Raw genomic sequence first — 11,782 nt, 5'->3', positions numbered from 1 at the left:
GCGCAGCCATAACGCATGGCCGCGATGAAAATGGGGGTACGCCTTGAATCCTGACGCTTTTGGCACCACATCTATATCCATACGCTGATATAACCTGTAGCCACAGTTGCACTGATCCGGAGGCCTTATGGCGGACCCGCAAGCAAAGCATTATTCTCCCGAAACCGGGCGTTTCTTTAACCTGCGTCCGGCTACTGCGCCGCGGATGAGCCTGTGGCAAAGTTTGTCGCTGCTGTGGCGGCTCGGGTTTCAGCGCAAGGGGCGCGTGCCGAACAAACGGCTGCCGGAGGTATCCCCCGACCTCAATGCGTTCCTTGCCGCCGACGAACGCCTCAAATTTATCTGGTTCGGGCACTCGACCCTGCTGCTCAATCTGGATGGCGTCCGAATTCTGACTGACCCGGTGTTCTCCGCCAGCGTCTCACCGTTCAGCTTTATGTTCCGCCGTTTTCAGCCGCCGGCGCTGACGCGCGAAGCGCTGCCGGATATCGACATCATCCTGCTGTCGCACGACCACTACGACCATCTTGACGAGCAGACCATTCGCGCCTTCCGCGATACCACAACCCGCTTTATCGCCCCGCTAAAAGTGGGCGAACATCTGCAAAAATGGGGTATTGAGGCACAGCGGATTCAGGAACTGGACTGGTATCAGTCCCATACGCTCAACGGCATCACCTTTACCGCCACGCCGTCGCACCACTTTTCCGGCCGCAGTTTGTCTGGGCGCAACACCACGCTGTGGGCGTCCTGGGTGATTCAGGGGCAGCGGGAGCGTATTTTTTTCAGCGGTGATTCCGGCTATGGCGAGCACTTCCGCGATATCGGCGAACGCTTCGGCCCGTTTGATCTGGCGTTTATGGAAAACGGCCAGTACAACCACCGCTGGCCGGATTCGCACATGCACCCGGAACAGACCGTGCAGGCAGTGCAGGACGTGCGCGCCCGCCAGTTCATGCCGATCCACTGGGGTATGTTCGCGCTGGCCTTTCACGACTGGGCCGACCCGGTGCGCAGCAGCAGCCAACTGGCGCGAGAGCGACAGTTACCGATCATCATGCCGATGCTGGGGGAAGTCGTCACACTGGGAGCGCCGACGGCGACGCCGGCATGGTGGGAGAAATGCGCCGACGCCCGGCAGGCATCACTGATCACCGATACCGCCGTGCAGGATGTGGAATAACGGAGAGTGGGGGACGAACAGCACGCCAGTATTGCCGATTTCACCCACGCAACCGGCTGAGATCTCAGCACATCGAGCTCCAACAGCTGGCGTTGCCGCTACTGTTAGCAACGAGATGGGCAAAAGATGACCGAAAGCGGCTTTCTTTTCATGAATGTGACCAAATTCTATGTTGCTATAAACTGAATGATAAGATAATAAGAAAAATTGCAGGAACTAATACTTTATCTTATTATTAACTTATCCAAAGGGATATGCTCTTTAAAAACTGAGGAAACAGATGGTAAAGGTGATCTGGTCAAGGAAAGCGCTGAAACAACGTCTGACCATCGACAAGCGATATCAGAACGCCATAAGTGAAAAGGTGACTGAACTGGAGAATTTCCCTGCTGTCAGGTTGGATATCGTCCCATTGAAGGGGAAAGAAAGTATGTTCAGGATGAGGGTTGGCGACTACCGGATCATTTTCCAAATCATTAAAGGTGAACCGGTGATCTGTGAAATCAAAGAAGTTAAGCGCAGAACGTCAACAACCTATTAATCAGGCAGAGAAAACCACACGTTTCCTCAATGACATAAGACGACCGCGACTCATAGAAACCCGGATAAAAAATATGTCAAAACCGCAATATATCAATGATGTGAACGGTAAACCGCAATTCGTGGTATTACCGATAGATGTGTACGAAAGCCTGCTCTCCAATGATGAGAGCGGGTACGAATCCATTCCTTATACTGCTGATGGGCATGATGATGAAACCGTGCCAAATGAGGTGGTCAACATTATGTTTCGTGACGATATCAGCCTGCTGGCCGCCTGGCGCGTTTACCGCGGGCTGTCGCAGTACGATGTGGCGGAACGACTGGGTACGACGCAATCAGCGGTTTCTCAGTGGGAAGCCAAAGACTCCCGCCCGCAGAAGAAAACCCGTCAAAAGCTGGCTGAACTGTACGGATGCCAGCCTGAACAGATGATTTTGTGATTTATGAGTGCGCATGTCTCTGTTCGCATGATCTAAAAAGGATCAATGATGCTACGGCCCGCCAGAAATGGCGGGCCGTTTCTCCGCAGGTGATGGCCCCCTATAAATAAAGGGGTTACCGGCAATCACGGTCACCGATCGTCGATACCGGAGGCGCACTCGGGCAATTTCCGCCGCAGTGCGTTCCGCCGTTCTGTATCCGCGAGTTCCTTGTGTTGCGCCTTCTCCAGCCAGTCACGCGCAGCAGACGGACTGAGAATAAACACCCCATCGTCATCGCCGATCGCCACATCGCCGGGTTGCACCGTCACGCCCGCCACTGTCACTGGTACATTGACCGCCCCTGCCGTTCCCAGCGTGCGGGTGGTAATGGCGCTGACGCCTTTGCAGAACACCGGCAACCCCAGTTGACGCAGCGCGCGCGAGTCGGTCACCGCGCCGGCCACCACCACGCCCGCCAGCCCTTTCACACGCGCCGCCAGCGCGCGCAATTCTCCCCAGCAGGCGCGTTCTTCCTCATCAGACGCATCAATCACCAGCACGTCGCCGGGCTGGCTCAGCAGCAGCGCCTCACGTAATACGCCGCCGTCCGGCGGGCACAGTTTCACCGTCACCACGTTGCCGACCATCTGCACGTCCGGCAGCAACGGCCGGATGCCGGACAAATACCCCGCCTCCGTCAAATGACCGAGGGTCGAGGTGCTGATGTGGCGGTAGCCTGCCAGCAGGTCATCACTGAGCGGCGGCACGCGGGGAATAATGTGATAATTCATCGTCTATCCTGCAACAGGTTGATCTTCCGGCTTCACGCCACCGGCGCGTCTTCCCGTGGTTTCTCGCGCCCGAACGGAATACACAGCGGCGTATGGAAAAACGGGTCGGGGATGATACGGCAATCCAGATTGAACACCGTTTTAACCAGCGTTTCGTCGAGGATTTCAGCCGGCGCGCCCTGTGCGAAAGCGGTGCGATCGTGTACCGCCACCATGTGGTCGGCGTAACGGCAGGCCAGATTGAGGTCGTGCAGCACCATAATGATGGTTTTGCCGTGCTGGCGGTTCAACTCACGCAGCAAATCCAGCACCTCGATCTGGTGCGCCAGATCGAGGAACGTAGTGGGCTCGTCCAGCAGCACCACCTCGGTGTCCTGCGCCAGCGTCATCGCTATCCATACCCGCTGACGCTGGCCGCCGGACAAGGCATCCACCGGTCGTTCCGCCAGTTGCTGGGTACCGGTCTGCGCCAGCGCCAGGTTCACCATCCGCTCATCTTCCTGCGACCACTGCTGCAACCAGTTCTGGTAAGGGTAGCGCCCCAGGCTGACCAGCTGTTTCACGGTAATGCCTTCCGGCGCGTCCGGCATCTGCGGCAAAATCGCCAGTTCGCGCGCCACCTCGGCGGTGGACTTGCGGTGGATATCCTCGCCATTGAGGACAACCGTCCCGCTCAGCGGCCGGAGCAAACGGGCGAAGGATTTGAGCAGCGTACTTTTGCCGCACCCGTTGCTGCCAATCAGCACCGACACTTTGCCCTTCGGCAGCTGGATATCCAGATTGTCGATAATGGTCTGGCTGGCATAGCCGAGGGTCAGTTCCCGGCTGGTAATGGCGGTCATCATCCGTTTCCTTAATGACGTTGTTTAATCAATAAATACAGAAAGAACGGCGCGCCCAGCGCCGATACGAAAATCCCGGCGGGCAGATCCAGCGGCAAAAACAACGTTCGTCCGCACAGGTCCGCCACCATCACCAGCCCGGCGCCGCAAAGAAACGCCATCGCCGCCTGCCCGGCAAAGGTCGGCGCCACCAGCCGTTTGGCGATGTGCGGCGCGATCAGCCCGACGAACGCCATCGCGCCGCCCCAGGCAATCGCCGCGCCCGCCAGCGCCACGCTGAGCAACAGCAGCGCCAGACGCAGCCACTGCACCCGCACGCCGATGCCCTGCGCCAGCCCATCGTCCAGTTGCTGGACCCGCACCTGACGCGCCAGCCACACCAGCCACGGCGCAATCAGCAGCAGCCAGCCGCCCAGCTCACGGGTTTCGCGCCAGCTGGCGCCGTAGACGCTGCCGGTCAACCAGACGTAAGCCGACAGCGTGGTGGTCAGCGGGCTGAACACCAGCATAAAGGTGGTCGCCGCCATCAACAGCGCCGACACGCCGACGCCGGTCAGCACCAGCCGCTGCGGCGATACGCCCGCCTGCCACGCCAGCCAATACACCGCCAGCGCCGCCGTCGCGGCCCCGATCATCGCCGCCAGCGGCAGGCAGTGCGCCCCCAGCGTGGTGGCGAGAAACGACAGGTAGAACACCGCCGCGGCGCTGGCGCCGCTGGTGATGCCCAGAATATCCGGCGAGGCCAGCGGATTGCGGATCATCGCCTGCAAAATCAACCCAGACACCGCCAGCGCGCCGCCCACCAGTGCCGCCAGCACCACCCGCGGCAACCGTAACTGCTGCACGATCAGCGCCGCGCCTTCCGGCTGCGACGACCATAGCGCCCGCAGCACCTCCCACGGCGACAGCATCAGTTTGCCGACGCCGAGCGATGCCACCATGACCGCCAGCGCCAGCAGCAACGCCAGCGCAACCCGGCCTACGGTGGTCAGGTTAATCTGGCGGGAAAAACGCCCCTGCCGCCATACCAGCACATGGCTCATCCCCCCATGCTTATCCATAACGACCTCCGCGCCGCAGCAGGAAAATAAAGAACGGCGCGCCGAACAGCGCGGTCATCACGCCAACCGGCACCTCCTGCGGCACAATCACCACCCGCGCCAAAATATCCGCCAGCAACAGCAAAGCGGCCCCCAGCAGCGCGCAGCCGGGCAGCAGCCAGCGGTGGTCGGCGGGCAACAGTTTTCTTGCCATGTGCGGCACAATCAAGCCGACAAAACCAATGCTGCCCGCCATCGCCACCGCGCCGCCGGCCAGCGCCACGACCAGCAGGCTCATCAGCAGCCGGATGCGCCCGGTGCGCTGTCCCAGCCCACGAGCTATGGCTTCCCCGGCGTTCAGTACGTTGACCTGCCCCGACAGCAGCAGCGCGCCGAGCAGCGCCGCCAGACAGTAGCCCATCAGCGGCAGCACCGTCGCCAGCTCGCGATCGGCCACCGAGCCCGCCAACCAGAACAGTACCGTATCCAGCCCTTCCTGATTCACCACCAGCATCGCCTGACTGAAGGCGGCGAACATGGCGGTGATGGCCGCGCCCGCCAGCACCATGCGTAGCGGGTTAAGGCTGCCTTTGCCCATCGTGCCGATCAGCCACACCAGACACCCGGCCGCCGCCGCGCCGGCAAACGCCGACCACAGCCACACCGACATCGCCACTTTGGGAAACAGCGACACACAGACAATCAGAAAAAACATCGCCCCGGCGTTGATGCCGAACAGCCCCGGCGACGCCAGCGGGTTACGGGTCAGCACCTGCATCAATGCGCCCGCCACCGCCAGACTGGCGCCCACCACGATGGCGATCAACGTGCGCGACAGGCGAGTAGAAGTAACCAGAATATGGCTGACATTGAGCGGATCCGGGTGCCACAGCGCGCCCAGCACTTGCGACGGCGCAATCCACATCGGCCCGACCATCAGACTGAGGACGGCCAGCGCCAGCAGGCAAACGCCGCCGCCCGCCAGCACCTGACCGGGCGCCATCCGCTTCCCGGCCGGTATCACGGCATGACTCATGACGTGCCTCCGGCGATACCGGTGACCCGGGCGATGTCGTCCAGCATCATGTTGGCGCCCAGAATGCCGCCGGACAGACTCCAGGTGACGCCATTCACCACCCACACCTGATTGCGCTGCGGGGCTCGTAACCGCTGCCACAGCGGGTGACGAATCAGGGACTCATAGTTGCGTTGCACAGACGGACTCTCGGATCGCAGGAAAATGAAAAAGATGTCGGCATCCACCACCGGGATGTTCTCTTTGCTGGTCAGTTTGAGCGAGACGCCCGGCTGGGCGAGGCTGGCGTTGCTCCAGCCAAACCCCAGTTCGCTCAGCACCGAGCCGGGAAAACTGCCGGGCAAATAGCTGCGGATATGGTCTTCGCGGATATCCAGTATCGACACGGTCGGCGGCCAGTCGCCGCCGAACTTGCGTTGCAACTGCCCGCGCAGCCAGCTCACCCGCTGCTGCCAGTCCTCCAGCAACCGATCGGCCACCGCCTGACGCCCAAGCGCCTGCCCCATCACCTGCACCGTTTTTTTGAACTGGTAGATTTCATCCAGCATCACCACCGGCGCAATCTGCGACAACAACGGCTCCAGCCGCTGATGACGAAAGCGCGACGCGACGATGGCGTCGGGCTTCAGCAGCACGATGTCTTCCAGACTGGGCTGGGTTTCCAGCCCCACATGCGGCACCCCGGCCAGCGCCTGACGCAGGTAGCGGTACATGGGCTTCTCGCTCCACGAATCCACCACGCCGGCGGGCGTAATCCCCAGCGCCACCGCAGTATCCGTGGCGCCCTGAAACAGGGTGATGACCCGTTGCGGCATAAACAAGGACTGGGCCAGCGCAGGCCGGCCCAGTCCCAGTGGCAACAGGCTTAACGACAACCGCAGCAACCTGCGGCGCGAAAGCAAATACTCATTCACGATTCTGTGTGATCTACCTTTTCCATAGTGACGACCAACCCGTTAAGTACAGAAGGGAGATCTCTGGCGTCAGAAACTGTGCTGAGGTGTACGGCTTCGCCGGGTGAGCCGCATGGACGCGGCGAAAGCCCGAGCCGCGCCGGGAGCGCGTCACGGGCGGCCCGAACAGCGAAGACGAACGCCGAAGGCACCGCGTTAGCGGCACAGTTTAGCCACCAGCCAGTGGTCAAGGAGAGGCGGCGTCTGAGCCTCTCCTTGTCGTGCGTGCGATAACGTTGCAAAAGTGAACCGCAGTTTATCCCGCACGAAATATCTCCCCACCCTTACATGAACCCGATAACAACAGTCTATTGGCTGAGCAATCTATTTACTCATAATCGTCTGAAACGGGTTAATCACTTCCCCTTTACCGAACGGCATACTCCCCGGTCCGCCGGCGCGGGCGATCATCGGGGTGATCAGCAGTTTCTGCGGCCAGTTCGGCACGTCGAACAACCGGGTTTTCAGCATCGTCTGCGTATCGGCGGCGAAACCGGCACGGTCAATGGCGCCGTTGATTTCACTGCGCATCACGCCCCACAGCGTCGCAGCGTCTATCTCATAAGTCAGCGACAGCGTTTCGATAATCGCCCGCATGTTGACCTGAATGCCCAACGTTTGCAGCCAGAACAGCAGGTCGTCCAGACGCTCGTGGTAAAGCGTATTGGCATGGCCTTGCTTGATACGGTACACCGGGTCCTGCATGCCGTTTTGCTCCAGCGTCGGTACATGGATGCGCAGCGAGTCGTGATCGCGCAGCAGCAGACCGTGGGCCTGACCGGCTTTCCATACCAGCACCGCATTCTGACCGTGGATCTCGCCCAGCATCCCCAACCGGAACATGCGGAAATTAATGTCGAAGAAACAATGACAAAGCTCAGCAAACAATGTCAAGACCGAATCGGCGTTCGTCGGCAAGCCGCGATACGCCAGCCAGTCGTCGAAGAAATGACGGCGGCTGCCCGGCAGCGGCGTGCCCAGCGCCGCCATCGGCAGCAGGCGGTAATCCGGATCGTCGAACAGCGCTGACGGATAACTGCGGACCATCGCCGACAGGTGGCGCGGCGCTTCGTCAAACAGCGTGGCCTGCGGCGGCATGAACGCCCACCACTTGCCTTCATCGCACAGATACAGCCGTTCCTGCAACACGGCGTCTTTGTCACGCGCCTGCCGCAGCAGCGCTTCGCTCAGTCCGCCGTTGATCATTTTCACCGCCGGCAGATAGCGCGATGCCCCCAGCGAGTAAACCGCCATCGGCAGCTTGAGGTAATCGGCGCTGGCGAAACACGGCGTCATTGAGCGCAGTGACGACGTCGGCAGATAGCGGGCGGCGCTGAAATCCAGCCGGTGGCAGTCGCCGTTGCGAAAGGCGTCGCCCAGTTGGGTTTCCAGAATGTGGTCGAACTGCCACGGGTGTACCGGCAGCGCGATATGGCTCTCAGCAAGGCCGCGCGTCGCCAGTTCCTGCTGCAACGCCGCCTGCTCCGCCTGCGGCAGCAGGTAATGCGCCGGGTACGAGTCAACCACGTCGCTGATGCCGTCGCCGCATTGCAGGCGATTTTTCGCCACCGCCACCCAGTTCAGCGCCACCGGTTCGGCGAACTCGGCCACGTACCGGCGATACTCCTGCGCATTCAGCCCCTGTTTAGCCTTGGCGGTCGGATGGAACGGACGATCGCGCAACGACGCCCACTGCTCCATCACATGGAAGAAATCGGCGTTACCGCGTGCGAGCAGGTTATCGGTATCGATACGATGCTCGCGCGACAGCGCGGTCTGCTCGACGCTGGTGTTAAGCACATCCAGAAACAACGCCTGCCCTTTGGCATTATTACCTTCTCCGGCATGGTCTTCTCCAGCCTGCTCTTCTTCGCCATGCTGACCGGCGAACACCAGATTCATGAAGCTCTCCGGCTCCAGCTCACGCCAGTCATCGCCGCCCTGCTGCCAGGCATAAACCTTAGTGCCCGGTACTTTTTCCCACCGCTGGGTAATACCGGGGCGCAGCGCCACCACCAGATGACGCTGTTCGCGTTCATCGCTGCACCAGCGCCACAGGCGGGCCGTGCTATCCAGCGCGCCAAACGGCGCCGGTTGCCCGTACTGCTGCCGCCACTCATCGGTGGTATACAACGCCAGCGGCTGCGGGCCAAAGAACTCCTCGGCCAGCAGGCAATCCACCAGATCCTGCATCACGCTGTGGCCGGCGTCCTTGTAGTGAGACGTGCTCTTAATCACACTACTTTCCATCGCATTACTTTCCATCGGATCACTTTCCTTCTGCTGAAATCGTTGCGGCCAGTCTGGCCTGTAAAGCGCGAAACGCGATACCGCGCTCGTCGCCCAATACAAATGCGCGCACGCCCTGCTCACGCCAGCGTGCATGATCGTCGTGCTGGCGGGGAATAGCGCAGTACGTCACGCCATGCGCGTCGGCAGCCCGCCGCACCTCGGCCAGCGCCGTCTGCACCGGCACCGCCGCAGTCTGCCACGGCATCCCCAGCGACTGGGAGAGATCCGCCGCACCCTCAAGAATCATGTCCAACCCCTCTACCGCCGCGATCGCCTCGGCCTGACGCACGCCCCCGGCGCTTTCGATCATCGCCACCAGCATGATTTCCCGGTTTGCCAACGCGACGTATTCCGCCAGACTGTGCTTGCCAAATGCGCCGGGGCGGCCGCTGTTCAGGCTGCGCTCGCCCTGCGGGTGGTAATGGCAGGCGCGTACCGCCGCGCGTACCTGCTCAGCCTGCTCCACCATCGGCAGCACGATGCCCTGCGCGCCGCCGTCCAGCAGGCGCAGCATGGTCTTGGGGTTATCATCCGCCACCCGCACCAGCGGCGTCAGCGCGTAGCTTTCCGCCACCCGGATCATGTTCTCCACCGTTTCCGGGTTAATCAGCACATGTTCGCTGTCGATAATCACGAAATCGAACCCGGCTTCGGCGATCAACTCCACCGACACCGGCGAGGGAATCGAGGCAATCAACCCGTATACCGGCGTACCTGCCGCCAGCTTGCGCTTGAGCTGGTTGGTTCTTAGCATGACGACGGCCTGAACGGATGCAGCGGGTTCGGCACCGATTTGAAGCGACGCTCGCCGTCGCCCAGCAACCGGCGCTTAGTCAGTTCCTCCACCTCGTAGGTCGGCGCGAACACATCGAACAAGGTGTAACGCGAGCGATGTTGCGGGTGCTCGGCCTGATAACGCAGCACCACCTCCGCCGTCATTTCCCAGAACTGCGCTTCCGGCAGTTGATAATGCTGACGCAGGAAGACAGCCATTTCCGCCAGACAAATGAAGAAGAACGAGTCACAGGTAAAATCGCGCACCGCGTCGATGTCATCGGTAAGGATGAACGAGTTGCGGTTGATTTTGGCGTGGCTGGCGGGCAGCGGCACCAGATCCGGGCGCATGGCGGGGCGCGCCAGATGGTCCGGCGAATAACGCACGCCGTCATGGAAGTCCTTGAGCGCAATGCGCTGCGGCCAGCCGTCACGCACTATCAGCACGATATTCTGACCGTGCGATTCCATACCGATGCCTTCGGCGTACAGCATGTGGATAATCGGCGACACCGTGACCTGCAACAGTTGTCGGGTCCAGGCTTCCAGCCCGTACTGACGAATCCAGGCATCGATAAACGGCGCCTGCTCGCCGCCGTCGTAACGGTGTTCGACGTGACTCAAACCGTTGAACGGCACCGCCTGCTCGTCCGGCTGCAGATACTGATGGATGCTTTCACGCCAGATCGCGCCCATCACGCCGTAGGCCTGCGCCATACGCGTGGCGGGCAGCGGCTGGGTGTCGAAACTCACGCCGGCGACTTCGCCGAGAATCACGAACTTCAGGTTGCGGGCGGTCTGGTCGGTGTCGATCAACTGCTGCAGCCAGTCGGTAATAATCGGTCCGTTCATTACCGTGTGCCGTGCCAGAATGCGGGTGCTGGAGGTGTTGGTCATGCTCATCGCCAGCTTGACGTAAGGCCGCGTTTTCTCCGTCACGTTAGCCAGCGTGCGGATAGACTGCTGCGCCTGCCAGCGGTCATCGGACGCGCCGAGGTAAATCAGCTCGCCGCTGACCAGCTCCGGATAAAACACCGGCGCAATCACGTTTTTCCACTGCCACGGGTGCACCGGCACCAGTTGGTAATCTTCCGGCTTACGCCCCTGACGCGCCAGCTGTTCGCCAAACGCCTGCCAGCGCGCCGCGCCGAATTCGGTCTGCAGGAAATCGTCCAGATCCAGTTTGGCCGAATGGTTGGCGGACGCCCGCTGCTTCGCCAGCGCCAGCCAGACAATGGCGAAAGGCTGGCCGAACTCCGGCCCCCATTGGGCGTTATCCTGCAGGCTGAAGCCGATGCGCGACTTGTAGCAGGGGTGGTAGCTGTGAGCGTCCATAAAGTGGCGTTCCAGTTCGTCGAAACTGAGCTGATGCGCCGGTTTGCCGGGTTGATAATGTTGCGCCCGCGACTGCAAATCCTTCAGTTGGGTCTGCTCCAGTTCCTGTACAAAACGCGTCAGGAAGGGATTATTCTCCTGCTCGCCCAGCAGTTCTTCCAGCATCTGGTGCAGGTTGGGCGACTGCGCGTCGCCGTCGGGACCGATGCGTCGCACGCTGGCGTAGTCGAGGCGGATCAGACAGAAGCTGTCGCTAAACAGCCCGCTGCACCGGTACTCCACCGGCACCTGCTGCGCATCGCGCCCGGTTATCACAAACTGGCTGTTGCCGTCGCCGATCGGCGTGCGGCGATAAGGCAGCACATCCTCGTACAGCAGCGTCTGCAGCAGCTGTCCGACCACACGCTGTTCCACCAGCTGATAACGCTGCGCATCCATGTGCGGCAGCCACTCGCAGGCGATGTCCTGAAATACGGCGGGGGATAATGTCTCCATGCTATTACCTTGTCAGTGTGTCGGTTGAGTCAGACGGAACGGGCGGCGTCGGTTCGAAACATGACGGCGCCCGGCC

At 61.1% G+C, this 11,782-nt stretch carries 11 protein-coding genes; 3 read left to right on the top strand and 8 right to left on the bottom strand.

The genetic code is table 11. The features are described from left to right. The first annotated feature begins 127 nt into the window (after positions 1-127). From DXXMK7_RS07760 to DXXMK7_RS07750, 3 genes are all read left to right on the top strand, one after another. Entirely contained in the window at positions 128-1,183 is a 1,056-nt protein-coding gene (locus tag DXXMK7_RS07760) for an MBL fold metallo-hydrolase (RefSeq protein ID WP_038918579.1), read from the top strand. A gap of 280 nt (positions 1,184-1,463) precedes the next feature. Then, positions 1,464-1,724: a type II toxin-antitoxin system RelE/ParE family toxin gene (locus tag DXXMK7_RS07755; protein WP_024105364.1), complete on the top strand. Its 261-nt coding sequence runs from the start codon at positions 1,464-1,466 to the stop codon at positions 1,722-1,724. 73 nt (positions 1,725-1,797) lie between these two features. After that, the gene (locus DXXMK7_RS07750) at positions 1,798-2,166 is read left to right on the top strand and encodes a helix-turn-helix domain-containing protein (RefSeq protein ID WP_024105363.1); all 369 of its coding nucleotides are present in this window, start codon (positions 1,798-1,800) and stop codon (positions 2,164-2,166) included. Positions 2,167-2,297: 131 nt separating this feature from the next. On the opposite strand, the gene DXXMK7_RS07745 is transcribed toward DXXMK7_RS07750, so the two are convergent. The 8 genes from DXXMK7_RS07745 to DXXMK7_RS07710 all read right to left on the bottom strand — a co-directional run bounded on the left by DXXMK7_RS07745 (position 2,298) and on the right by DXXMK7_RS07710 (position 11,706). Next, complete coding sequence (locus DXXMK7_RS07745) at positions 2,298-2,939, bottom strand: RraA family protein (RefSeq protein ID WP_038918578.1); 642 nt, start codon at positions 2,937-2,939, stop codon at positions 2,298-2,300. A 32-nt stretch (positions 2,940-2,971) separates the two neighbouring features. Next, positions 2,972-3,781, bottom strand: coding sequence for an ABC transporter ATP-binding protein (locus tag DXXMK7_RS07740; protein ID WP_038918577.1), 810 nt, complete (start codon positions 3,779-3,781; stop codon positions 2,972-2,974). An 11-nt stretch (positions 3,782-3,792) separates the two neighbouring features. After that, positions 3,793-4,824, bottom strand: a complete 1,032-nt coding sequence (locus DXXMK7_RS07735) for an iron chelate uptake ABC transporter family permease subunit (protein WP_038918576.1) — start codon at positions 4,822-4,824, stop codon at positions 3,793-3,795. Positions 4,825-4,834: 10 nt separating this feature from the next. After that, positions 4,835-5,857 carry an iron ABC transporter permease gene (locus tag DXXMK7_RS07730; protein ID WP_082202623.1) on the bottom strand — a complete coding sequence of 341 codons (1,023 nt, stop codon included), beginning with the start codon at positions 5,855-5,857 and terminating at the stop codon, positions 4,835-4,837. Next, positions 5,854-6,771, bottom strand: a complete 918-nt coding sequence (locus tag DXXMK7_RS07725) for an iron-siderophore ABC transporter substrate-binding protein (protein WP_038918575.1) — start codon at positions 6,769-6,771, stop codon at positions 5,854-5,856. The genes DXXMK7_RS07730 and DXXMK7_RS07725 overlap by 4 nt, the downstream gene beginning before the upstream one ends. A 363-nt stretch (positions 6,772-7,134) precedes the next feature. After that, the gene (locus DXXMK7_RS07720) at positions 7,135-9,075 is read right to left on the bottom strand and encodes an IucA/IucC family siderophore biosynthesis protein (RefSeq protein WP_231348855.1); all 1,941 of its coding nucleotides are present in this window, start codon (positions 9,073-9,075) and stop codon (positions 7,135-7,137) included. A gap of 4 nt (positions 9,076-9,079) precedes the next feature. Beyond that, positions 9,080-9,856: an HpcH/HpaI aldolase/citrate lyase family protein gene (locus tag DXXMK7_RS07715; RefSeq protein WP_038918574.1), complete on the bottom strand. Its 777-nt coding sequence runs from the start codon at positions 9,854-9,856 to the stop codon at positions 9,080-9,082. Then, positions 9,850-11,706, bottom strand: a complete 1,857-nt coding sequence (locus DXXMK7_RS07710; protein WP_038918572.1) for an IucA/IucC family siderophore biosynthesis protein — start codon at positions 11,704-11,706, stop codon at positions 9,850-9,852. Before DXXMK7_RS07710 ends, DXXMK7_RS07715 begins: the two co-directional genes overlap by 7 nt. Positions 11,707-11,782: the final 76 nt, after the last annotated feature.

Source organism: Dickeya sp. MK7 (assembly GCF_000406305.1).
Taxonomy (GTDB): domain Bacteria; phylum Pseudomonadota; class Gammaproteobacteria; order Enterobacterales; family Enterobacteriaceae; genus Dickeya; species Dickeya fangzhongdai.
This window is presented reverse-complemented; position numbering and strand designations above follow the sequence as displayed.

Excerpts from the sequence above, each read along its gene's own strand:
- DXXMK7_RS07760 (WP_038918579.1), top strand. The coding sequence starts at position 128 with ATGGCGGACCCGCAAGCAAAGCATTATTCTCCCGAAACCGGGCGTTTC.
- DXXMK7_RS07755 (WP_024105364.1), top strand. The coding sequence starts at position 1,464 with ATGGTAAAGGTGATCTGGTCAAGGAAAGCGCTGAAACAACGTCTGACC.
- DXXMK7_RS07750 (WP_024105363.1), top strand. The coding sequence starts at position 1,798 with ATGTCAAAACCGCAATATATCAATGATGTGAACGGTAAACCGCAATTC.
- DXXMK7_RS07745 (WP_038918578.1), bottom strand. The coding sequence starts at position 2,939 with ATGAATTATCACATTATTCCCCGCGTGCCGCCGCTCAGTGATGACCTG.
- DXXMK7_RS07740 (WP_038918577.1), bottom strand. The coding sequence starts at position 3,781 with ATGACCGCCATTACCAGCCGGGAACTGACCCTCGGCTATGCCAGCCAG.
- DXXMK7_RS07735 (WP_038918576.1), bottom strand. The coding sequence starts at position 4,824 with ATGAGCCATGTGCTGGTATGGCGGCAGGGGCGTTTTTCCCGCCAGATT.
- DXXMK7_RS07730 (WP_082202623.1), bottom strand. The coding sequence starts at position 5,857 with ATGAGTCATGCCGTGATACCGGCCGGGAAGCGGATGGCGCCCGGTCAG.
- DXXMK7_RS07720 (WP_231348855.1), bottom strand. The coding sequence starts at position 9,075 with ATGGAAAGTAATGCGATGGAAAGTAGTGTGATTAAGAGCACGTCTCAC.
- DXXMK7_RS07715 (WP_038918574.1), bottom strand. The coding sequence starts at position 9,856 with ATGCTAAGAACCAACCAGCTCAAGCGCAAGCTGGCGGCAGGTACGCCG.
- DXXMK7_RS07710 (WP_038918572.1), bottom strand. The coding sequence starts at position 11,706 with ATGGAGACATTATCCCCCGCCGTATTTCAGGACATCGCCTGCGAGTGG.